This is a genomic window from Faecalibacterium sp. BIOML-A4 (assembly GCF_009679665.1).
Taxonomy (GTDB): Bacteria; Bacillota; Clostridia; order Oscillospirales; family Ruminococcaceae; genus Faecalibacterium; species Faecalibacterium taiwanense.
Genome location: NZ_WKZG01000005.1, coordinates 91,788 through 113,501, shown reverse-complemented (window position 1 = coordinate 113,501; position 21,714 = coordinate 91,788). Strand labels below are relative to the sequence as shown.

At 56.6% G+C, this 21,714-nt stretch carries 19 protein-coding genes; 14 read left to right on the top strand and 5 right to left on the bottom strand.

Annotated elements, in window-relative coordinates:
• Positions 1–46: 46 nt before the first annotated feature.
• The 8 genes from thrC to nrdR all read left to right on the top strand — a co-directional run bounded on the left by thrC (position 47) and on the right by nrdR (position 10,398).
• Entirely contained in the window at positions 47–1,507 is a 1,461-nt protein-coding gene (gene thrC, locus GKG34_RS05075; RefSeq protein WP_154255711.1) for a threonine synthase, read from the top strand.
• Positions 1,508–1,541: 34 nt separating this feature from the next.
• Complete coding sequence (locus GKG34_RS05070) at positions 1,542–2,225, top strand: metallophosphoesterase (RefSeq protein ID WP_005941928.1); 684 nt, start codon at positions 1,542–1,544, stop codon at positions 2,223–2,225.
• A 209-nt stretch (positions 2,226–2,434) separates the two neighbouring features.
• Positions 2,435–3,751, top strand: coding sequence for a trigger factor (tig, locus tag GKG34_RS05065; protein WP_118527348.1), 1,317 nt, complete (start codon positions 2,435–2,437; stop codon positions 3,749–3,751).
• Positions 3,752–3,897: 146 nt separating this feature from the next.
• Positions 3,898–4,494, top strand: a complete 597-nt coding sequence (clpP, locus tag GKG34_RS05060) for an ATP-dependent Clp endopeptidase proteolytic subunit ClpP (RefSeq protein WP_005941935.1) — start codon at positions 3,898–3,900, stop codon at positions 4,492–4,494.
• 41 nt (positions 4,495–4,535) lie between these two features.
• On the top strand, positions 4,536–5,858 hold the full coding sequence (gene clpX, locus GKG34_RS05055) for an ATP-dependent Clp protease ATP-binding subunit ClpX (protein ID WP_005941937.1): 1,323 nt from the start codon (positions 4,536–4,538) through the stop codon (positions 5,856–5,858).
• Positions 5,859–6,088: 230 nt separating this feature from the next.
• On the top strand, positions 6,089–7,372 hold the full coding sequence (locus GKG34_RS05050; protein ID WP_005941939.1) for an aminotransferase: 1,284 nt from the start codon (positions 6,089–6,091) through the stop codon (positions 7,370–7,372).
• 180 nt (positions 7,373–7,552) lie between these two features.
• Positions 7,553–9,889 (top strand): protein translocase subunit SecF, encoded by a 2,337-nt coding sequence (secF, locus tag GKG34_RS05045; RefSeq protein ID WP_118527344.1) that lies wholly within the window; start codon positions 7,553–7,555, stop codon positions 9,887–9,889.
• Positions 9,890–9,927: 38 nt separating this feature from the next.
• Entirely contained in the window at positions 9,928–10,398 is a 471-nt protein-coding gene (nrdR, locus tag GKG34_RS05040) for a transcriptional regulator NrdR (protein ID WP_044953681.1), read from the top strand.
• 52 nt (positions 10,399–10,450) lie between these two features.
• On the opposite strand, the gene GKG34_RS05035 is transcribed toward nrdR, so the two are convergent.
• Together GKG34_RS05035 and GKG34_RS05030 are read right to left on the bottom strand one after the other, a co-directional pair.
• Complete coding sequence (locus GKG34_RS05035; RefSeq protein WP_005941949.1) at positions 10,451–10,819, bottom strand: DUF4363 family protein; 369 nt, start codon at positions 10,817–10,819, stop codon at positions 10,451–10,453.
• 9 nt (positions 10,820–10,828) lie between these two features.
• On the bottom strand, positions 10,829–11,521 hold the full coding sequence (locus tag GKG34_RS05030) for a DUF421 domain-containing protein (RefSeq protein WP_101956489.1): 693 nt from the start codon (positions 11,519–11,521) through the stop codon (positions 10,829–10,831).
• A 78-nt stretch (positions 11,522–11,599) separates the two neighbouring features.
• Here GKG34_RS05030 and GKG34_RS05025 point away from each other — a divergent pair, with 78 nt between their 5' ends.
• Genes GKG34_RS05025 through GKG34_RS05015 form a run of 3 tightly spaced genes read left to right on the top strand, consistent with a single transcriptional unit; the run spans position 11,600 to position 14,825 of the window.
• Positions 11,600–13,060 carry a spore germination protein gene (locus tag GKG34_RS05025; protein ID WP_154255710.1) on the top strand — a complete coding sequence of 487 codons (1,461 nt, stop codon included), beginning with the start codon at positions 11,600–11,602 and terminating at the stop codon, positions 13,058–13,060.
• Positions 13,057–13,857 (top strand): hypothetical protein, encoded by an 801-nt coding sequence (locus GKG34_RS05020; protein ID WP_005941955.1) that lies wholly within the window; start codon positions 13,057–13,059, stop codon positions 13,855–13,857. Before GKG34_RS05025 ends, GKG34_RS05020 begins: the two co-directional genes overlap by 4 nt.
• On the top strand, positions 13,854–14,825 hold the full coding sequence (locus GKG34_RS05015) for a hypothetical protein (protein ID WP_005941958.1): 972 nt from the start codon (positions 13,854–13,856) through the stop codon (positions 14,823–14,825). The genes GKG34_RS05020 and GKG34_RS05015 overlap by 4 nt, the downstream gene beginning before the upstream one ends.
• A gap of 1 nt (position 14,826) precedes the next feature.
• On the opposite strand, the gene GKG34_RS05010 is transcribed toward GKG34_RS05015, so the two are convergent.
• From GKG34_RS05010 to GKG34_RS05000, 3 genes are read right to left on the bottom strand one after another with little or no spacing between them, the layout of a single operon-like run.
• Positions 14,827–16,176 carry an ATP-binding protein gene (locus GKG34_RS05010; protein WP_097775631.1) on the bottom strand — a complete coding sequence of 450 codons (1,350 nt, stop codon included), beginning with the start codon at positions 16,174–16,176 and terminating at the stop codon, positions 14,827–14,829.
• Positions 16,173–16,862: a response regulator transcription factor gene (locus GKG34_RS05005; RefSeq protein ID WP_097775630.1), complete on the bottom strand. Its 690-nt coding sequence runs from the start codon at positions 16,860–16,862 to the stop codon at positions 16,173–16,175. Before GKG34_RS05005 ends, GKG34_RS05010 begins: the two co-directional genes overlap by 4 nt.
• Positions 16,859–18,646: a Na/Pi cotransporter family protein gene (locus GKG34_RS05000; RefSeq protein ID WP_154255709.1), complete on the bottom strand. Its 1,788-nt coding sequence runs from the start codon at positions 18,644–18,646 to the stop codon at positions 16,859–16,861. Before GKG34_RS05000 ends, GKG34_RS05005 begins: the two co-directional genes overlap by 4 nt.
• Before the next feature lie 297 nt (positions 18,647–18,943).
• Here GKG34_RS05000 and hprK point away from each other — a divergent pair, with 297 nt between their 5' ends.
• The 3 genes from hprK to rapZ are packed head-to-tail and all read left to right on the top strand — an operon-like array spanning position 18,944 to position 21,702.
• Entirely contained in the window at positions 18,944–19,879 is a 936-nt protein-coding gene (gene hprK / locus GKG34_RS04995; protein WP_005941969.1) for an HPr(Ser) kinase/phosphatase, read from the top strand.
• A gap of 28 nt (positions 19,880–19,907) precedes the next feature.
• Positions 19,908–20,804 (top strand): UDP-N-acetylmuramate dehydrogenase, encoded by an 897-nt coding sequence (gene murB / locus GKG34_RS04990; RefSeq protein ID WP_154255708.1) that lies wholly within the window; start codon positions 19,908–19,910, stop codon positions 20,802–20,804.
• Between the two features lie 34 nt (positions 20,805–20,838).
• Positions 20,839–21,702 carry an RNase adapter RapZ gene (gene rapZ, locus GKG34_RS04985; protein ID WP_154255707.1) on the top strand — a complete coding sequence of 288 codons (864 nt, stop codon included), beginning with the start codon at positions 20,839–20,841 and terminating at the stop codon, positions 21,700–21,702.
• The last annotated feature ends 12 nt before the right edge of the window (positions 21,703–21,714 follow it).

The following is a 21,714-nucleotide window of genomic DNA, read 5'->3' as shown; positions in this document are numbered from 1 at the left end:
GAAGAGCGTGCTTTGCACGTTCTACGGCGAAAAAGGAGCGACAACAATGCAGTTTTTTAGTACCAGAGACCAAAACCGCAAAGTGACTTCCTCGGAAGCAATCGCACAGGGCCTGTCCAACGAGGGAGGTCTGTTTGTACCGGAAAGCTTTCCGCAGGTGGATGTGAAGGCACTGTGCGAGCTGGACTACCCGGCCATGGCAGCTGCCGTCATCAAAGAATATCTGACCGACTACTCGCAGGATTTCCTGACCGAAGCTGCCCACAAGACCTACGGAGAGGCCTTTGGCGGCAAGGCAGGCTATCTTGCCCCGGTGGAAGGGGACACCTATGCCTTAGAGCTGTGGCATGGCCCTACCTGTGCATTCAAGGATTATGCTCTGCAGCTGATGCCGAAGCTTCTGGTGGAAGCCAAAAAGAATCTGGGCCGCACGGAAAAGACCCTGATCCTTGTGGCGACCAGCGGCGATACCGGCAAGGCAGCTCTGGACGGCTACCATGATATCCCGGGCGTGGAGATCGCAGTGTTCTATCCCACGGGCGGCACCAGCGAGATCCAGCGCCTGCAGATGGCAACGCAGGAGGGCGCCAACGTGGCAGTGTACGCTGTGCGCGGCAACTTTGATGATGCACAGACCGGTGTGAAGAAGGTCTTTGGTGACACTGCCATTGCAGCAGAGCTTGCCAAGCGGAACATCCGCCTGTCCAGCGCCAACTCCATCAACTGGGGCCGTCTGGTGCCGCAGATCGTCTATTACTTTGCCGCCTATGCCCAGCTGCTCAAGGCGGGCAGGATCACCTTCGGCGATGAAGTGGACTTCTGCGTACCCACCGGCAACTTCGGCGACATTCTGGCAGGCTACTATGCAAAGCGCATGGGCCTGCCCGTGGGCAAGCTGGTCTGCGCTTCCAATGAGAACAACGTGCTGACCGATTTCCTCACCACCGGCACCTACACCGCAAAGCGGGAGTTCTTCAAGACCACCTCGCCCAGCATGGACATTCTGGTGTCCTCGAACCTCGAGCGCCTTCTGTACCATGTCACCGGCAGTGATGCCGAGGTGGCGGGCCTGATGAAGAGCCTTGCCGAGACCGGCAGCTATACTGTGCGTCCGGAGACGCTGGCTGCCATTCAGGAGAACTTCTCCTGCGGCTGGAGCAGTGAGGAAGAAGTGGCAGGGGAGATCCGTGTCCGCTACGAGAAGGACAATTACCTGTGTGATACCCACACCGCCGTTGCGTTCCATGTGGCAGCGCAGAAAAAGCGCGAGGGCGTGCCCATGGTGGTGCTGTCCACCGCGTCTCCCTTCAAGTTCCCGCGCAGTGTGCTGGAAGCACTGGGCCGCACCGCCCCGGAAAATGATTTTGAAGCAATGCAGCAGCTGGAAGCAGCTACCACGCATACCGCACCGGCAAGCCTTGCCGCGCTGCGCCAGAAGCCGGAGCGCTTTAACACCGTGATCGATCCTGCGCAGATCGCCGAGGTGGCGCTGGGCTATCAGGAATAACACATCCTGCTGCATTTAGAACAGGAGAAAAAACATGGCACTTTTTGTGCTTGGCGATACCCACCTTTCTCTGGGCGCTTCCAAGCCGATGGATATTTTTCCCGGCTGGAATGATTATGTGGAGCGCCTTGAGAAAAACTGGCGCAAGCTCATCAAACCAGAGGATACCATTGTATTGGCGGGCGATATCAGCTGGGCCATGCGCCTGACCGATACCCGTAAGGATTTTGAATTTCTGCAGAGCCTGCCCGGGCAGAAGATCATCATGAAGGGCAACCACGATTACTGGTGGTCTACCGTGAACAAGATGAATGCCTACCTCAAAGCAGAAGGCTTTGATACCCTGCACATTCTGCACAACAACTCCTACAGTGTAGAGGGGTATGCACTGTGCGGTACCCGCGGCTGGCTGTTTGATGCAGGCGAGGCCCACGACGAAAAGGTGATGAACCGCGAGATCGGACGGCTGCGCATGAGTCTGGATGCCGCCGAACCCGGGCTGGAAAAGCTGGTGTTCCTGCACTATCCGCCGGTGTATACCGGCACCAGTGCGCCGGAGATCGTGGCCACCTTAAAGGAATACAGCATTAGGACCTGCTACTATGGCCATCTGCACGGCAATGCCATCCGCTATGCGGTGCAGGGCGATGTGGATGGCATCCACTACAAGCTGGTCAGTGCCGATGGGCTGCGTTTTTGCCCGTACCGCATCAATTGAACCGTTAAAACCAATAAAAATTAACAATTTGGGCTGGCAATTGTGTCAGGAGCGTGCTATAATAGTTTTTGACGCGATTGTTGCACCCAATTGAGCGCGCGCGTCCCCGCATATTGCAAAAGCAAGTTCATCCAGGACGCAGTGCGCGGTTGCAAAGGGCAAAAACTTCCTGCCCTGCGCAATAGAATTTTTGAGTGGAGGAAAAACAAATGAATTTCATCAAGTGTGAAAAGCTCGAGAAGAGCATGGCAGAACTGCAGTTCTCCATCGACGCAGAGGCTTTCAAGAAGGCTGTTGCCGATGTTTTCAAGAAGGAAGGCAAGAAGTACGCTGTTCCCGGCTTCCGTAAGGGCAAGGCTCCCCGCGCTCTGATCGAGAAGATGTACGGCGCTGATGTCTTTACCTATGATGCCATCAATGAGCTGTTCCCCGAGGCTTTTGAGGCTGCTGTCAAGGAAGCTGGCGTTGAGCCGGTCGGCCGTCCGGAGGTCACTGTTGACTCTGCTGATGAGACCAACGGTGTCACCCTGACCGTCAAGGTCGCTGTCAAGCCCGAAGTCAAAGTTGGCAGCTACAATGGTCTGACGGTTGAAAAGACTGTCCATACTGTTTCTGACGAGGCTGTTGAAGCTGAGCTGAAGCGTGTGCAGGAGCGCAATGCCCGTGAGCTGACCCGTGAGGGCGCTGCTGAGAACGGCGACATCGCTGATATCGACTTTGAGGGCTTCGTCGATGGCGTGGCTTTCGAGGGCGGCAAGGCTGAGCACTACAGCTTGACTCTGGGCAGCGGCAGCTTCATCCCCGGCTTTGAGGATCAGATCGTGGGCCACTCCGCTGGCGAAGAGTTCGACGTGAACGTTACCTTCCCCACCGAGTATCAGGCTGCCGAACTGGCTGGCAAGGCTGCTGTGTTCAAGATCAAGCTGCACGAAGTGAAGTACAAGGAGCTGCCTGCTCTGGATGACGAGCTGGCTAAGGATTGCTCTGAGTACGACACTCTGGACGAGTTCAAGGCTTCCATCCGCAAGAACAATCAGGAGCAGCTGGACAAGCAGGACGATCTGGCTGTTGAGAACGCTCTGGTGGATCAGGTCATCGAGAGCATGGAGGGTGAGATCCCCCAGGCAATGTATGATGCCCGCATGGACGAGATGGTCAACGACTTTGCATTCCGCGTGGAGCAGCAGGGCCTGCGCCTCGAGGACTACCTGAAGTATATGGGCCAGACTATGGAGCAGTTCCGCGCTTCCTTCATGCCGCAGGCTGAGAAGCAGGTCAAGATCCGTCTGGCTCTGGAGGCTGTTGCTGCTGCTGAGAACATCGAGGCTTCCGAGGAGGAAGTTTCCGCTGAGATCAAGCGCATCGCTGACCAGTATAAGATGGAAGAGGACAAGGTTCGTGAGCTGGTCAATGTTGACGACCTGAAGAAGGATCTGGCCATCAACAAGGCCATCGACTTCATCAAGAGCCACGCAAACATCGTGGAGAAGGCTGCTGAGGAAGAGAAGGCTGCAGACGCTGAGTAATCAGTTCCTGTGTTCCTTTGAAGCGGGCAGTATGCTGCACGGTTTCAATCAAAGGTTGTAAAAATTGACCGATACGGCAGAACCGGCAGGGAAACCGTATCGGTCAATTTTGCAAATACTATATTCCATTTCAGGAGGCGAACTTTATGAGTTTTGTTCCTTACGTTGTGGAACAGTCGTCCCATGGCGAGCGTTCCTATGATATTTTCTCCCGTCTTTTGAACGATCGCATCATCGTTCTGAGCGAGGATGTCAACGATACCTCCGCCAGCCTTGTTGTGGCACAGCTGCTGTATCTGGAAGGGCAGGACCCGGACAAGGACATCAGCCTGTATATCAACAGCCCCGGCGGCTCCATCAGCGCCGGCATGGCCATCCACGATACCATGCAGTATATCAAGTGCGATGTTTCCACCATCTGCATGGGCATGGCAGCTTCCATGGGTGCCTTCCTGCTGGCAAGCGGCACCAAGGGGAAGCGTTTTGCACTGCCCAACTCGGAAATTCTGATCCATCAGCCGCTGATCGGCGGGCAGGGCGGCGGCCTTTCCGGCCAGACCACCGATATCAAGATTCATGCCGAGCACATGGTGTATATCCGCGATAAGATGAACCGCATGCTCAGCGAGTACACCGGCCAGCCGCTGGAAAAGATCCAGCTGGATACCGAGCGCGACAACTATATGTCCGCACTGCAGGCAAAGGAATACGGCCTGATCGATGAGGTCATTGCCCACCGCTGAGCCGCCGACATTTAATTTACCCAGGATAAGGAAAAACAGCTATGGCAAATAACAATTCCGGCAGAGACAAAAACGAAAAGGATCTGGTCTGCAGCTTCTGCGGAAAGCATCAGGACGAAGTGGAGCGTATGATCATCGGCCCCGGTGTCAATATCTGCAGCGAATGCATCGGCCTGTGCCACGACCTGCTTTCCGACAAGCCGGATCAGCCCAAAAGCGCCCGACCGGCCCGCGGTGCAAACCGTGCACACATCCAGCCTGCGGACAATCTGGATATCAACATCCTGACCCCGGCCGAGATCAAGGAAGGTCTGGATCAGTACGTGATCGGTCAGGACGAGGCAAAGCGTGTGCTGGCCGTCTCGGTCTACAACCACTACAAGCGCATCCTCAGCGGCAAGGGCAGCGATGTGGAGCTGCAGAAGTCCAACGTGCTGCTGCTGGGTCCTTCCGGCGTGGGCAAGACCCTGCTGGCACAGACTCTGGCAAAAATGCTGGGCGTTCCCTTCGCCATTGCCGATGCCACCACCCTGACCGAAGCCGGTTATGTGGGCGAGGATGTGGAAAACATTCTGCTCAAGTTGATCCAAGCAGCGGATTTTGATGTGCAGAAGGCACAGATCGGTATTATCTATATCGACGAGATCGACAAGATCACCCGCAAGAGTGAGAACCCCTCCATCACCCGCGATGTGGGCGGTGAGGGCGTGCAGCAGGCCCTGCTGAAGATTTTGGAGGGCACTGTGAGCAATGTTCCTCCGCAGGGCGGCCGCAAGCACCCGCAGCAGGAGTTCATCCAGATCGACACCACCAACATCCTGTTCATCTGCGGCGGTGCATTTGATGGCTTGGATAAGTATATCCTGCGCCGCACCGATAAGTCCGCACTGGGCTTCGGCAGCAGCCTGAAGGATAATTCCAGCGAAGCGGAGAAGGCTCTGCTGCGCAAGGTGGAACCCCACGATCTGGTCAAGTTCGGCCTGATCCCGGAACTGATCGGTCGTCTGCCGGTCATTACCGTGCTGGACGATCTGGACGAGGACGCTCTGGTTCGCGTACTCAAGGAGCCGCGCAACAGCCTTGTGAAGCAGTATAAGGAACTTCTGAGCATGGATAATGTGGAACTGAACTTCACGGATGAAGCACTCCACGCCATTGCCCGCAAGACGATCGAGCGCAAGACCGGTGCCCGCGGCCTGCGCAGCGTGATGGAAAGCATTCTGCTGCCCATCATGTACGAGGTGCCCACCGATGCTACCATCATCCGCGTAACTGTGGATGAAGATACCGTGGAAGGCGGCGAAGCACATCTGGAATACGGCGCGGTGCGCAAGCGCTATAAAAATCAGGCCGCTCTGAGCTGACGCTTTTAGCGTACAGCAGGGGAGCAAAGAACCGGCATTCAAGCTCTGTTTCAAAAGCTTTTTGCTTTTGGCAGGGCTTTTTGCTTTATTATTCTTGTTTCCGAGGGCAAAATGTACTATAATATTAAGGTCTGGAATGGCATGGGGAACGCTCCCTGGCAGGAATGCTCCGCAAAATGCCGCTCTGGCGCTATGGGTAACAGGAAGTACGATAAAGGAGTGTGTTTCTAATGGCAAATTATCTTGCAATGAATCGTGATGAACTCACTGCCGAAAAGGCAGCGCTTGAAGCAAAGTACAAGGAATTTCAGGCCAAGGGCCTCAAGCTGAATATGGCCCGCGGCAAGCCCGGCCCTCACCAGATGGATCTGGCCATGGACCTGCTGAAGATGAACGATTACACCACCGATGCTGGCACGGATGCCCGCAACTATGGCGAGCTGGAAGGCCTGCAGGAGGCCCGCGTGCTGTTTGCGGATGTCTTTGGCGTAAAGCCGGAGGAAGTGTTCGTGGGCGGCAACTCCAGCCTGCAGCTGATGTACAACCTCGTCAATATCGGCTATGTGTTCGGTTTCCCGGAGTCTCCGTGCCCCTGGTCTCAGGTGGAGAAGCGCAAGTTCCTCTGCCCGGTGCCCGGCTATGACCGTCACTTTGCTATTACCGAGGAGTTTGGCTTTGAGCTGATCAGCGTGCCTATGACCCCCAATGGCCCGGATATGGACATTGTGGAAAAGCTGGTGGCCGAGGATCCTGACATCAAGGGCATCTGGTGTGTGCCGCAGTATTCCAACCCCGATGGCTACACCTACAGCGATGAGACCATCGAGCGTTTTGCCAAGATGAAGACCGCTGCGCCTGATTTCAAGATCTTCTGGGATGAAGCCTATATCGTCCATCACCTGACCGATGAGATCATCGAGACTCCGGTGCTGCTGAACGAGAGCAAGAAGTACGGCAACGAAAACCGTGTGTTCATGTTCACTTCCACCAGCAAGATCACCTTCCCGGGCGCAGGTGTCTCTGCCATTGCCTGCAGCGAGAGCAGCATGAAGTATATCTGCAAGCGCTTCTCGGTCATGATCATCAGCTACGACAAGATGAACCAGCTGCGCCACGTCCGCTTCCTGAAGAACAAGGAAGGTGTGCTGGCCCACATGGCAAAGCACCGTCGTCGTCTGGTGCCCTGCTTTGATGCCGTCAAGACCGCGTTCAAGAACAACCTCATCCCCTGCGGGGATATTGCCCACTGGACGGACCCCAAGGGCGGCTACTTCATCAGCCTGTATGTGATGCCCGGCTGTGCAAAGCGCGTGGCGGGTCTGTGCAAGGATGCGGGCCTGACCCTGACCGGTGCCGGTTCTGCATATCCCTATCACAAGGACCCCGAGGATTCTCACCTGCGCATTGCGCCCACCTATCCCAGTCTGGACGAGGTGGAAACCGCTTCCGAACTGCTGTGCATCTGTGTGCGTCTGGCTGTGGCAGAAAAACTGCTGGCTGACAAGGCAGACTAACATTTTTTGATTTTATCTCCTCTGTGCGGCCCGTCTGGGCCGTCAGGGGAGTTTTGTCGCAAGAAAGCCGGCACGACGGCCCCCTTGCGGAAATGATAAGGCCCGCCGGAGTAGGCGGTCCGCACTAGAATACGGGCGGCAGCTGCAAGAACTGCTGCTTTTGGAGGTTCCCTGAATTTTATGAAAACAAAAGGCAAAGCATGGCATCTGATCGCCACAGTGCTGTTGATCGTGGTATTTGTGTATACTGCGTTCTTCGGTGTGTATGCCAAGTACGGCGATACGACCACGACCTACATCAAAGGTGCAAAGGATATCCGCTTCGGTGTGGATATCAAGGGCGGTGTCAACGTCACCTTTGTGCCGTCGGATGGCTACGATGCTACCGAAGAACAGCTGGAAGCAGCCCAGCTCGTCATTGAGAACCGTCTCGTGGCGCTGAACGTGACCGACTATGAGCTGTATGTGGACAACAATTCCGACAGTCTAATCCTGGAATTCCCGTGGCAGTCCGGTGAGACGGATTTTGACCCGGAAGCTGCAATCGATGAGATCGGCACCACCGCCTATCTGACCTTCCGCGAGGGAAGCAGTGCGGACGGTGAGCTGATCCTGGACGGCTCCATGATCGAGAGCGCCGCAGCTCAGTATGGCCCCGTCAGCAATGGCGGTGCTTCGGAATATTTCGTCTCCTTGAAGTTCACCGATGACGGTGCCAAGGCATTTGGCGATGCTACCACAAAGCTGGCTGCATCGGGCGGCACCATCAGCATCTGGTTGGACGATGAAAACGTGAGCACGGCTACGGTCAATACTGCTATTACCGATGGCTCTGCCATCATTACAAGCTCGGCTTCCAATCCTTTCACGCAGGAGCAGGTCGTCAAGATGGCCCGCCAGATCAACTCCGGCGCACTGCCCTTTGCACTGACGGTGGACAGCTATTCCACCGTCAGCCCCAGTCTGGGCGAGAACAGCCTAAGCGCCATGGTTCTGGCCGGCCTGATCGCCTTTGCACTGATCGTGGTGTTCATGACGATGCTGTACCGTCTGCCGGGCTTTCTTGCATGTATTGCACTGGCTGGTCAGGTGGCAGCAACACTGGCGTTCGTTTCCGGTTACTTCCCGGTGTTTGAAAGCTTTACCATGACCCTGCCCGGCATCGCAGGCATCATCCTTGCCATCGGCATGGGCGTGGATGCCAATGTTATCACGGCAGAACGCATCAAGGAAGAGCTGAAAAACGGCAAGTCTCTGGATGGCGCGCTCAAGAGCGGTTTTGCCCGCGGCCTGACCCCCATCGTTGACGGCAACGTGACCATCGTCATCGTGGCCATCGTGCTGATGGGTGCCTTTGGCCCCTCGGACGGCATGTTTGCAAAGGCACTCCACTTTGTGTTCTTTGCCTTTGGCCCCTCCACCGCAGGCACTATTTATGCCTTCGGTTACACGCTGCTCACCGGCGTGCTGCTGAACTTTGTGTTTGGCGTGTTTGCTACCCGTGTGATGATCCGCGGTGCGGCATCCATCAAGGCTCTGCGCAACCCTTGGCTTTACGGTGCAGAAAAGCCCGGCAAGGAAAAAGCCGAGAAGAAGCCCATCGACTTTGTGGGCCTGCGCAAGCGCTTCCTGACGATCTCCTCCTGCCTGATGGCAGCCATCGTGCTGTGCGCTGTGGTTTTGGGTGTCCATCTGGATACCGAGTTCACCGGCGGTGCCATGATCACCCTGAGCTACGAGGGCAGCTTTACCATGTCGGATGTGCAGAAGGTTGCATCCTCTGCATTGGAGAATAACGGCCTGACCCTGCAGACCGGCGAGAATGTTGCTACCGGTGGCCAGACCCTGAAAATCTCGATGCCCGGTACCGAAACAGTGACTACCGAGCAGGTGGCCAAGCTGCTGGACAGCCTGAACGAAAGCTGCCCGGACAACAATTTTGAACAACTGTCGCTAAGCAACGTCAGCGCTGCCATGGGCACCAAGTTCCTGCAGAAGAGTCTGGTTGCCGTGGTGTTTGCACTGGTGCTGATCCTGCTGTACATCGCCCTGCGCTTCAAGAACATCGGTGGCCTGACCGGCGGCATGATGGCAGTGCTGGCGCTTGTGAACGACCTGATGGTGGTGTTTGGCACCTTCGTGTTGCTGCGCACCGCGCTGGATGGCAACTTCATTGCCGCCATGCTTACCATCCTTGGCTACTCCATCAACGATACTGTTGTGGTCTACGACCGTATCCGCGAGAACCGCACCCTGATGGGCAAAAAGGCATCCTTTGAAGAGCTGGTGAACCACTCGGTGAACCAGTCCGCCCGCCGCACCCTGATCACCACCATTACCACGGTGATGGCGCTGGGCGTTATGTGCATCGTGGCAAAGTTGTATGGTCTGGACAGCATCTTTACCTTTGCGTTCCCGCTGATGATGGGCATGATCAGCGGCGTGTACACTTCGCTGTGCGTTTCCACCTCTGCGTGGGTGCTGTGGAGTGAGCGCAAGCCCAAGACTAAAGCCTAAAAACACAGCCCGGTCAGACCGGACAGGAGGAACAGAACATGAAGTGTCCCTATTGCGGAGCCGAGGAATCCAAAGTGATCGATTCCCGCCCCACCGAAGACAGTGAGCGCATCCGCCGCCGCCGCGAATGCCTGAGCTGCCATATGCGCTTTACGACCTATGAGGTCGTGGAGACTGTTCCGCTTGTGGTCATCAAAAAGGACAGCTCCCGTGAGCCGTTCGACCGGCAGAAGCTGCTCAACGCCATGGTGCGTGCCTGCGCCAAGCGGCCAGTCAGCTACGAATCGCTGGAGCGTGCGGTAAGCAGCATTGAGCAGACGCTGCTCAGCTCCTACGACCGTGAGATCCCCAGCGTGCGCATCGGTGAGCTGACCATGCAGGAACTGAAAAAAATCGACGAAGTGGCATATGTTCGCTTTGCATCGGTCTACCGTCAGTTTGCAGACGTGGAAAGTTTTTTCAATGAGCTGAAAAAGCTGATGGGCGACCGCAAGGAACCACAGAAATAATTCGCATCAGAACACCGGCTTTCGCCCAATGGGGCAGGGCCGGTGTTTTTGTTTATACCAGCCGGTGCGAGAGCCATTCCAGTGTTTCCACCTGTACCTGTGCGCGGCGCAGCTCACCAAAGGCTTCCTCTGGGGCACCCATTTCCAGGTGTCCGTCCGCCGCCCGCAGTGCAGCTTCCAGCTCGGTAAAATCTGCTGTGCGCAGCAGGTGGTTCATTTTGGTGCGCATTTGGTCGCACCGGTCGGCACCATCAGCAAGTGCCTGCCGGGCGGCAGGGTAGTCGGCATTGCGGATGGCTTCGGCGGCGGTGTCAAGGTCTGCCGAGATCACATCCGCAAAGCTCTGCACCTTCCAGCTGCTGTAAAAGGCCACGCTCAACAGTACGGCCACAATGGCGATACATGCATAGATCCGCTTCATCCGCTCACCTCAATGGGAGCCGCCGGCACGGCGGTTCTCTTTTTTTAGCAAAAAATAATCCTCGGTCTCGTTGCCGATCAGCAGCAAAATTTCTTCCGGCAGCAGGGTGTTGGCCTGCGCCGTGCGTTCCAGCCACGCGCGGTCCTTGCCGCACCAGCGCAGGTTGTCTTCCAGCACCTGTCCGTCCAGTACAAAGGGAATGGTGGCGTTGGTATGGGTCACCTTCAGCTGCAGGTCAGCAAGACGGGCTGGCTCTTTTTCTGGCCGCAGTGCTGCCGAAAGGGTGCCGTTCGTCTCGATCACCGCGTAGGAGACCTCCCGTGGGTCAAAAATATTTTTACCGCGCAGCGCTTCCATCAGGTCAGCTGTGGTCAGCCGTAACATCCGCAAGGCTTTCTGATCGATCTGCCCGTCCAAGATCACCGTCTTTGGTCTGCCGGAGAGAAAGTTGAAGAATTTCTGGCTGCGGAAGCTCAGCACGGAGCCCAGCAGTTCCAGCGCTGCAATGAGAAACAGCGGGATCAGGCTGGATGTGATGGGCACCTCTTCCGATTCAATGGAGATGGATGCCAGATTGGAAATGAGAATGGTGGACACCAGTTCTTCGGGCTGCAGTTCGCCCAGCTGGCGCTTGCCCATCAGCCGCATGGCAAACAGAACGCACAGATAAATGATGATCGTGCGGCAGATCAGAAGCTTCAAGTAACAAGACCTCCTGTCGTTTCTGGCGGAATGGATGCCGCTGCAGCCGGGCATACTGCTGTGCAAAGGAGTGGTTGGATGCGGCAGTTATCACAGAGCCTTGCGGCAAATCTTGCGGTGCTGGACAAAATGTTTGGCACCTCTGCGGATTATTATGCCAAGGAGATCACGATTTATCATTGCAGGGGAAGCATCCTGCTGTTTGACAGCATGGCAAGCCTGGATTCTTTGTGGGAGCTTTTACTGGATGCGGCCAGCCGTCAGGCACCGCCGCAGCAGGCAGGCCAGCGTTGCACCGGGCCGCAGGTCTTTGAGCTGATCCTGCACGGCTCAGCATTTCCGGCAGAAAGTGAGCCGGTAACAGATCTGGCTGATCTGATCAAACGAATGACGGCAGGCATGGCGGTCTTACTGCTGGACGGCTGCGCAAAGGGCATTGCCTTCTCGGTGCAGGGACTGAAGTTCCGCTCGGTAGACGAGCCTTCCGGGGAGGGCAATCTGCGCGGCTCCCGCGAAGGCTTTGCCGACCTGCTGCGGGTCAATCTGAGCCTGCTGCGGCGGCTCATCCGTACCGAACATCTGGTGCAGGAGGTGGCGCAGGCCGATACCGAAATGCAAACGGAATACGCCATCTGCTACTGCAAAAACAGGGCAGACTCCGCCATGGTGATCCGTGTGCGCAAAGCGCTTGCCGCTGCAAAGCCGGAGCTTTTGCTGGATTCCAGTTACTTTGTGCCGTGGCTTCTGCCGGGCAAGGCACGGCTGTTCACGCCGGTAAGCTACACCGAGCGGCCTGCCGTGGCGGCGGCAAAGATCTGTGAGGGCAAGATCGTGGTGCTGGTCAACGGAAGTCCCTCTGCCATGGTGCTTCCAGCTCTTTTCTGCGAAAATTTTGAGTGCTTGGACGATTATGCATCCACCGCCGTGTTTTCCTCTTTTCTGCGCATCCTCAAATATGTTTCGTTCTACCTCACAGTATTTCTGCCGGGTGTGTTCGTCTGTCTGGCGGTCTACCTGCCGGAGCTGATCCCACCACAGCTTCTGTACAAGATCGAAGCGGCGGAGAAGGCCACACCGCTGCCGCTGTTTGCGGAAATGCTGCTGGTCATACTCATTTTGGAGGTCATCCGGGAAGCAGGTCTGCGGATGCCGCAGTCGCTGGGGCATTCGGTCAGTCTGGTGTCCGCGTTGATCATCGGCGATGCTGCCATTGCCACCGGGCTTATGAGCACGCCGGTGATCTTTGTGGCAAGCATCACGGCCATCGCGGTGTTCGTCACGCCCTCTTTGTACGAGCCTGCTACGCTGCTGCGTCTGGGTGTGGTGCTGGCTGCAGGTCTTGCCGGGCCGGTGGGCCTTGCGGGGGCTTTTTTTGCAGTTCTGCTCAGTCTTTCCGGCACAGCCTGCCTGCAGGTGCCATATCTGGCGGCGCATCCATTCCCGCAGCGGCCCATGGAAGAGGATGGCATCATCCGCCGCAACTACCGCCGTCTTTCAGCGCACGACTTTAATATCTGGCAGAAACGGGAGGGAAAATGATGCAAAAACAGAAAGGCTTTTCTGCTCCTGTGCTGGCACTGAGCGTGTGGACAGCTGCGCTGGCAGAAGAAATGCAGACCGGTATCTCTCCGCGTGGGATGATCATTCATGGAGCGGTTCAGGCTCTTTTGCTCACATGCATCAGTGGGGTGTTCTCTGCCTGCTGGCAACGGGCAGCCATGCAGTGGGTCTGGCTGTTTTCCGCAGGAGCATGGTTTCTGGCAGAGTTGTTTGGAACCGTAATGCAGGCCCAGAACATCTGCCAGCAGGAGTTCCGCTCCATGGCGCTGATCGGCCTGCTGCCGCTTTTGCTCTGGGCAGGGTGGTGTATTCCGCCTTCCGGCTGGGACGCTCCGGCACGGGTGCTGTGGTGGTTCGTGCTGCTGGGTGGGCTGGTCTGTCTGACAGGGCTTGCCGGGCAGATGGATTGGGCGCACCTGCTGACGGCAGATGCTGTGCAACTGGCCCGCTGGCCGCGTGTTCCGCTGTATGCGGAGTATTTGTTCTGGCCGCTTCTTGCAGGTTATGAAGAGCCGCGCAGCATGTCCTGGCTGCCATGGCTCACCTTTCTGGCACAGGCGGGTCTTACTGCCGGGATGTGCCTCGTATTTGGCGCAGCGGATTACCCGGCACAGGAACTGCTGCGGGCATGGAGCGCAGATGTTTTCTCCCGCATGGATGCGCTGCTTTTGCTCATCTGGCTCACCTGCGCGATCTTCCGCACCGGCTTTCTCTGCGCGGCAGTGCGTACCGTGTGGCAGCGCGCGGTGCAGTGCGGGAAAGGAGCGGTAAAATGAAGCAGAAGAAACTGCGCTCTCTCAGTGCGATGCTTTTGATCGGGTGGTGCCTGATTTTTCTGCGCTGCGAGACCACCGAAAAAAGCATGGTGCGTGCGCTGTATCTTGCTCAGAAGGAACAGTCCATCACCGTAGGGCTGCTGTATCAGGCTCCGGAAGCCGCCGCCGATGCATCCGAGGCTTCTGGGGCTGTGCAGCTGCAGTTGGCGCAGGCGGACACGCTGGCAAAAGCGCTGGCGGCGGCGCAAAAGCAACTGCCGCAAAAGGCGGATTACCGTCTGTGCGATTATCTGCTGATCGATCAAGATGCATCGGCAGAGCTGCTTGCAGCGTATGAGCGTACGGTGCTGGAAAACAGGCAGGGCAGGGTATCGGCAAAAGTTTCTGTGCTGGAAATGGACGATGGATTTTTGGAGGAACTTCCAGCGGAAAAGCAGGAATTTCCGAACAAACTGCTTGAGCAGCTCAAGCAGTGCGCAGACCAGATGCCGAGGCTTTACCAGTATCAGGACGGAATGCTTCTGCCGCAGCTGCGGGCAGAGAAACAGGAAGTGGCACTTGCAGATACAAGCATCCTCTGGCGAGTGGAAAACAGCATTGAGCTGGAGGCCCGGCAGGCGGAAACAGCGCGGCTTTTGATGAAAATGGGCGGCGTGCATACTTTCTGGCTGGAAGGTGAGCCGGTAACGGTCCGCCGATGCAGCGTGTCTGTCACCCTGCGGGAAGAAACTGCCAGTCTGCGGCTGGACTGTCAGCGCAGCTATGATACGCCGCAGCCAAGCGCCGCACAGTGCGAACAGCTGGCAGAACTGTGCACGCAGACGGTGCAGTCTTTCTGGCAGCAGGGCATCGACCTTGTGCATCTGCAGCAGCGCAGTGCATTGCAGAACGGTGTGGGCAGAGAAAAGATCACAATAAAAAACGCCTGCCCGCAATTGCAGGCAGACGTGAGATTTTTACCGATGTGATTCAGTTGGCAGTGGGGAAGGTGACAGTAATGGTAGTGCCCACATCCACCTGACTTTCCAGCTTGATGCGTGCGTTGTGGATGCGCGCGATATGCTTGACGATGGCAAGGCCCAGACCGGTACCGCCGGTAGCCTTGCTGCGGCTCTTATCCACACGATAGAAGCGCTCAAACACGCTGGACTGTGCTTCTTTCGGGATGCCGATGCCGTTATCGGCCACAGTCAGGGTGCAGTGTCCGTCGCGGCTGCAGGCTGTGGTGATCTGTACCTTACCGCCGGGACGATTATAACGGATCGCATTATCGCACAGGTTCTGGCATAGCTCGTCTAGCAGGGCACGGTTGCCGTGCACAAGAGCACTTTCGCCCAGACAGTTCAGCGAGATGTAAGCCCGGCGGGCATTCAGCTTCTGGCGCTCTACGCAGTCCTTGGCAACGGTAAGCAGATCCACTGTCTCCATCTCCGGCTCAGAACCGGCTTCGCTGGCGTTGTCCAGACTGGAAAGCTGCAGGATATCGTTCACCAGCTGGATCATACGGCTGGCCTCCACATGGATCTTCTGGGCAAAGCCCGGCACATCCTCAGGCTTTGCAATGCCGGTCTCGATCAGCTCCGCATAGCCGGAAATACTGGTCAGCGGGGTCTTCAGCTCATGGCTGACATTGGCAGTAAACTCCTGCCGCATCTTTTCATTGTTCTCACGGAGGATGCGGTCAGAGTGGATGCTTTCGGCAAAGGGGACAAGCTCCTTATAGGGAACATTGTCCTGAATATGATCCAGATCTTCGGTCATGCTCAGCACAGGGGAGACCAATGCACGGGTGAGCAGAGCTGCCAGCACAGCGGCGGCCAGCATGAGTGCAACGCAGCTCAGCACGATGGCAGGCAGGGTCGAATCATAAATAGACCAGACCGTTTCTGCATCCTGTGCCATGCGCAAAATCTCACCGTTGGGCAACAGTACGGCATAGTAATAGGTCTCGTAGCCCATGGTCTGGGAATCGCGGATGTCCCGGCCCACACCTTCGGTCATGGCCTGACGGATCTCCGGGCGGGAGAGATGGTTCTCCATGGGCTGATCGGTAGCAGATTCAAACAGCACGCTGCCGTCCTGCGAGATCAGGGTGATGCGCAGATCATTGGTAACAAAGGACGAAAGCTGCTGCGGGTCCTGCACCAGATCATAACCGGCGCTTACCAGATCGGCTTCCCGCTCAAGGCTGGTCCATGCCTGAGCCGTGAATGCCTTGTGAAAAACAAAGATGCAAAGCGCCGCCGTGAACAGCAGACCAAGGAAGCCCATCAGGAACAGGCGGTAGCTGATTTTTTCTTCCATGCTGCGCAGCTTCATTCTTCACCGGCCTCCTCTTCATCGGTCAGCTTGTAACCCACCTTGCGCACAGTGCAGATGTATTTGCCGGCATCCCCCAGCTTTTTGCGCAGGGTGCGGATATGCATATCCACAGTGCGGCTCTCCACCGAAATGTCGGTGCCCCACACCACCTGCAGAATGGTCTCGCGTGTCACCACCAGATTGGTGTTCTCCAGCAGCAAACGCAGCAGGCTGTACTCCTTGTAGGTCAGCTCCACCGGCGTTCCGCTCACAGTCACGTTGTGACGGGCATTGTCCAGCAGGATCTCGTGAAAGCTGAGTACGTTGGGACGTGCTTCCGGAGCCGAGCGGCGCAAGGCGGCGCGCACCCGGCTCAAAAATTCCATGATGCCAAAAGGCTTTGAGATGTAATCATCGGCACCACAGTCCAGCCCGCGCACGGTGTCCAGCTCACTGGACTTAGCCGTGACCATAATGATGGGCAGCCTGCGCAGGGAAGGGGTGTTGCGCAGCTTTTTCAGGATGGAAAAACCGTCCTCACCGGGCAGCATCACGTCTAAGATCACCAGTTCCGGCTCTGCAGCGTGCATGGCCTGCCAGAACGGCTCAGAGCTTTCAAAGCTGGTCACTTCGTATCCGCTGGACTGCAGGGCATACTGTTCCAGCTCCCGGATGGCGGCATCGTCTTCAACAATATAGATCATTTGTCAAAATCCTCCGCAGATTGATTTTCAGGGAAGAGATAGCGTTCACGGTAACGGTCAAGACGGCGATGGAATTCCTCGCTTTCCTTGGTGTCATTGCCGTGACGCAGCTCGTTGAGATATGCGTGGGTATCAAAGCTGTCCTGTGCAACCTCGATCTGTGCAACGGCTACGTTGCTGCAGTGGTCGCACACACGCTCATAGTTGGTCAGCAGGTCGTCCAGCACAAAGCCATATTCAATGGAGCAGCTGCCGGCCTGCAGGCGGGCAATGTGGTGGGCCTTGATGGCACGTACCAGCTCGTTGACCACGGCTTCCAGCGGTTCCACCTTGCTGGCAAGATGCAGATCACCCTTGCGGAAAGCATCAGTGGTGCGGTTCAGAATATCCTGCACCGCATCCTCCAGCACCTGCAGCTCGTCGCGGGCATCCTGCGAGAACTGGATTTCTTTGGTGTGCATCTCCTCGGCAGATTCCATCAGGTTTACGGAATGGTCGCTGATGCGCTCAAAATCGCTGATGGTGTGCAGCAGGGTATTTACGCTCTGGCTGTCGGCATGGTTCAGCTCACGGCTGGAAAGCTTGACGAGATAGGTGCCGAGAGCGTCCTCGTAACGGTCTACCTGCGTCTCTTCCTCGCGGACTTTCTGCGCAAGTGTGTCGTTCCACTCATGAGTCAGGCTCATGGCCTGCATCACGCCCACACGGGCAAGCTCTGCCATTTCAGCAGTTGCAGAGCTTGCACGCTCCACGGCCACGGCAGGGGTGTTCAGCAGGCGGTCATCCAGCAGCGCAAAGCTTTCCTTTTCCGGCGAATCCGGAATGGTGAGGATGGCCAGCTTTTCCAGCAGGTTTGCAAAGGGCAGCAGCACCAGCGTTGCCACGATATTGAACACCGAGTGCACCACAGCGATGCCCCATGCCTCGATGGTGGTGTTCACAAAAGCAAAGTGGCAGACCGTATTCAGGCCGTAAAAGCCGACAAGGAAGATGGTCACACCGATGATGTTGAAGTACAGATGGACCATGGCAGCACGGCGTGCATTCTTGTTGGCACCCACAGAGGAGATCAACGCGGTAACGCAGGTGCCGATGTTCTGACCCATGATAATGGGAATGGCACTGCCGTAGGTGATCACGCCGGTGGCGCTCAGCGCCTGCAGGATGCCGACGCTGGCGCTGGAGCTCTGGATGATGCCGGTAACAAGGGCACCCACCAGAACGCCCAGAAGGGGGTTGGAAAAGCGGGTGAACAGGCTGGTGAACCATGCCTCGTTCTGCAGGGGCAGGACGGCGTTAGACATGGTGGTCATGCCAGTCATCAGCACGGCAAAGCCGATGAGGATGGTGCCCACGCCTTTTTTCTTCTCACTCTTACACATATACAGCAAAATGCCGATAAATGCAAGCAAAGGACTGAAAGAAGTGGGTTTGAGCAGATTGATGAGGAGGCTGTCGCCCTGCAGGCCGGAAAGGCTCAGGATCCAGCTGGTGACAGTGGTGCCCACATTGCTGCCCATGATCACGCCGATGGCCTGATGCAGCTCCATGATGCCGCTGTTGACAAAGCCGACCACCATGACCGTGGTAGCGCTGGAACTCTGGATCACAGCGGTGACGCACAGGCCAAGGAAAAAGCCTTTAAGGGGGTTGTCAGTCAGCTTGCTCAGGATCTTCTGCAGCTGGCCGCCGGCCTGCTTTTCCAGTGCTTTGCCCATGATGTCCATGCCGAACAGGAACAGGGCAAGACCTCCAAGCAGGGAAAAGACATTGAAGATGGTCATAAAGATTTCCTCACTTTTGTTTGACGTGTTTTTGATGTGTTTCTCCTGATTTTGAGTATACAGATGCAATGTAAAATCCAAAATCGAGGGAATGTAAAATCCGTGTAAAGGTAAGAAAAATGTAAAAAATCAGTACATGGCTGCGCTGCTGCGTGCATTCTTGCCGGGCTGCGAAAAAGCCGCCCGCACAATATTGTTTTTTACCGATCGTTCTATTATAATAATAAGAAGGAATCCTGCACGGTGCCTGACAGCAGGCAGGGCTGTGCAGCAAAAGGGAGCACAGGAGGAACAAGAATGGGCACATTCAATGTCTCGCTCAAAACGCTGACCGACCGTGTCAGCATGGAAGTTGTCTATACGCCGAAGGAACTGGATCAGATCTGTGTGGAGATCGCCGAAGTGAACCGCCCGGGTCTGTTTCTGGCGGGCTATTACGATTATTTTGATAAGCTGCGTCTGCAGATCATGGGTCTGGCCGAGATGAACTTTCTGTCCGGCCTTTCACCGGAAAAACGCTACGAAGCGCTGGATCAGCTGTTCCGTCAGCAGCCGCCGGCTGTTATCGTCTGCCGCAGCGAGGAATTGACTCCCTTCCCGGAGATGCAGGAGCTGGCCCAGAAGCATGGTGTTGCACTGCTGCGCTCCAACGAGACCACCTGCACTCTGATGGGCAGCCTGATCAGTGTGCTGAATCTGGAACTGGCACCGCGTATCACCCGCCATGGTGTGCTGGTGGAAGTGTACGGCGAAGGCATCCTGATCCTGGGCGACAGCGGCATTGGCAAAAGCGAGCTTGCCATCGAGCTGGTCAAGCGCGGCCACCGCCTTGTGGCAGATGATGCGGTGGAGCTGCGCAAGGTGTCCAACCGCCAGATCATGGGTACTGCCCCGGAGAATATCCGCCACTTCATTGAGCTGCGCGGCATTGGCATCGTCAATGTGGCCCGTGTGTACGGCGTGGGCGCGGTCAAGCTGAGCGAAAGCCTTGACCTTGTGGTTCAGCTGGAAGCATGGGACCCCACTAAGAACTACCAGCGCACCGGTCTGGAAAACGAATACTACGACATTCTGGGCGTCAGTATTCCCAGCACCAGCATTCCGGTCTCACCGGGCCGCAATCTGGCTGTCGTGCTGGAAACTGCAGCCATCAACAACCGCCAGAAGAAGATGGGTTACAACGCAGCGCGTGAACTGCTGATCCGTCTGGGTCTGGACGATAAAATGGATTGATCCCACACCGCAAAAGGAGCAAGTTATCATGGAACGATTCAAGCAGAAACTGCAGGCAGCAGCGATCCCGTTCAGGGAGAATGAACCGCTTGCGGCGCACTGTACCTTTAAAATCGGAGGCCCGGCACAGCTGTTTGTCATGCCGGAAAACGAGCAGCAGCTCTGCAGTGCAGTTGCGCTTTGCAAAGAGCAGGCTGTCCGCTATTACCTGCTGGGCAACGGCAGCAACATCCTGTTTGCGGACGAGGGTTTTGCCGGTGTGGTAATCGACATTTCTGCACTGGGCAGCGATATTGCCGTTGAAGGCAATATGCTGACAGCCGGTGCGGGCGTCCGGCTCGCAGCCCTGTGCAGGGCTGCGCTGGAACACGGCCTGTCCGGGCTGGAATTTGCCTACGGCATCCCCGGCACGGTGGGCGGTGCAGTGTATATGAATGCGGGTGCCTACGGCGGCGAGATGAAGGACGTGCTCACCACAGTGCGGTATCTGGCGGCAGAAGGCGAGGTCAGAGAAGTGCCTGCCGCAGAGCTGGATCTCCGCTATCGCCACAGCATTTTTGAAGAGAACAGCGGCTGCATCCTCTCGGCACAGTTCCATCTGCAGCCCGGAAACGCAGCGGACATCCGTGCAAAAATGGATGAATTGATGGCCAAGCGTGTGGAAAAGCAGCCGCTGGATAAGCCCAGCGCCGGCAGCACCTTCAAGCGCCCGGCGGGTGCTTTTGCGGCTGCGCTGATCGACCAGTGCGGCCTGCGCGGCTATCGCCACGGCGGCGCAGCCGTCAGCGATAAGCACTGCGGCTTTGTGGTAAACCTTGGCGGCGCTACCTGTGCTGATGTGCTGGCACTCTGTGACGAGGTGCGCGCCATCGTAAAGGAAAAGACGGGCTACGACCTTGAAAAAGAGATCCGGGTCGTCCGATAACGGAAAAAGCAAAAAAGGAGCGGTAGATCAGATTATGGAGCTGTTGATCGTCAGCGGACTTTCCGGTGCAGGCAAGTCGGTGGCTATGAATGCGCTGGAAGATATCGGTTTTTTCTGTATAGATAATGTTCCGGCCGGACTGCTGCCCAGCATCACTGCATTCTCGGAAGCGGGCGACAGCCAGCTGGAGCGGGTGGCTCTTTCCATGGATGTGCGCGGCTGCCGCACCAGCGAAGAGATCGAGCGTGCGCTCGACAAGCTGGATGAGCAGGGTGTGGATTATAAAATTCTATTTCTGGATGCCCCGGACGATGTACTCATGCGCCGCTACAGCGAGACCCGCCGCCGCCACCCCATCAGCATTGCCGAGGGCATTTCCACCCGGGAGGCCTTTGCAAAGGAACGCAAAATATTGAAGCCTTTGCAGGAGCGTGCAGATTACGTCATCAATACCGCCCTGCTTTCTACAGCACAAAACAAAGAACGCATCTGCGATCTTTTTGCAAAAAATGGCGGAGCCAAGGGCGCCATGCGCCTGACCGTGATGTCCTTTGGATTCAAATTCGGCATCCCGCCGGAGGCAGACCTTGTGCTGGATGTGCGCTGCCTGCCCAACCCCTTCTACGTGCCGGAACTCAAGCATAAGACCGGCCTTGATCAGGATGTGGTGGATTTTGTCATGAGCCACCCGGAAGCACAGGAACTGCTCAAGCGGTATGAGAACTTTTTGCAGTATGCACTGCCGCTGTACGTCAAGGAGGGCAAAAGCCAGCTGACCATTGCGGTGGGATGTACCGGCGGCAAGCACCGTTCCATTACATTTGCGCGTAAGATCGCGGAGTATTGCACGCAACTCGGCTACGAGCCGGGCGTGCAGCATCGTGATGTCAAACGCTGACAGAATTCGAGG

Coding starts and splice junctions, on each gene's coding strand:
- thrC (WP_154255711.1), top strand. CDS start 47: ATGCAGTTTTTTAGTACCAGAGACCAAAACCGCAAAGTGACTTCCTCG.
- GKG34_RS05070 (WP_005941928.1), top strand. CDS start 1,542: ATGGCACTTTTTGTGCTTGGCGATACCCACCTTTCTCTGGGCGCTTCC.
- tig (WP_118527348.1), top strand. CDS start 2,435: ATGAATTTCATCAAGTGTGAAAAGCTCGAGAAGAGCATGGCAGAACTG.
- clpP (WP_005941935.1), top strand. CDS start 3,898: ATGAGTTTTGTTCCTTACGTTGTGGAACAGTCGTCCCATGGCGAGCGT.
- clpX (WP_005941937.1), top strand. CDS start 4,536: ATGGCAAATAACAATTCCGGCAGAGACAAAAACGAAAAGGATCTGGTC.
- GKG34_RS05050 (WP_005941939.1), top strand. CDS start 6,089: ATGGCAAATTATCTTGCAATGAATCGTGATGAACTCACTGCCGAAAAG.
- secF (WP_118527344.1), top strand. CDS start 7,553: ATGAAAACAAAAGGCAAAGCATGGCATCTGATCGCCACAGTGCTGTTG.
- nrdR (WP_044953681.1), top strand. CDS start 9,928: ATGAAGTGTCCCTATTGCGGAGCCGAGGAATCCAAAGTGATCGATTCC.
- GKG34_RS05035 (WP_005941949.1), bottom strand. CDS start 10,819: ATGAAGCGGATCTATGCATGTATCGCCATTGTGGCCGTACTGTTGAGC.
- GKG34_RS05025 (WP_154255710.1), top strand. CDS start 11,600: ATGCGGCAGTTATCACAGAGCCTTGCGGCAAATCTTGCGGTGCTGGAC.
- GKG34_RS05020 (WP_005941955.1), top strand. CDS start 13,057: ATGATGCAAAAACAGAAAGGCTTTTCTGCTCCTGTGCTGGCACTGAGC.
- GKG34_RS05015 (WP_005941958.1), top strand. CDS start 13,854: ATGAAGCAGAAGAAACTGCGCTCTCTCAGTGCGATGCTTTTGATCGGG.
- GKG34_RS05010 (WP_097775631.1), bottom strand. CDS start 16,176: ATGAAGCTGCGCAGCATGGAAGAAAAAATCAGCTACCGCCTGTTCCTG.
- GKG34_RS05005 (WP_097775630.1), bottom strand. CDS start 16,862: ATGATCTATATTGTTGAAGACGATGCCGCCATCCGGGAGCTGGAACAG.
- GKG34_RS05000 (WP_154255709.1), bottom strand. CDS start 18,646: ATGACCATCTTCAATGTCTTTTCCCTGCTTGGAGGTCTTGCCCTGTTC.
- hprK (WP_005941969.1), top strand. CDS start 18,944: ATGGGCACATTCAATGTCTCGCTCAAAACGCTGACCGACCGTGTCAGC.
- murB (WP_154255708.1), top strand. CDS start 19,908: ATGGAACGATTCAAGCAGAAACTGCAGGCAGCAGCGATCCCGTTCAGG.
- rapZ (WP_154255707.1), top strand. CDS start 20,839: ATGGAGCTGTTGATCGTCAGCGGACTTTCCGGTGCAGGCAAGTCGGTG.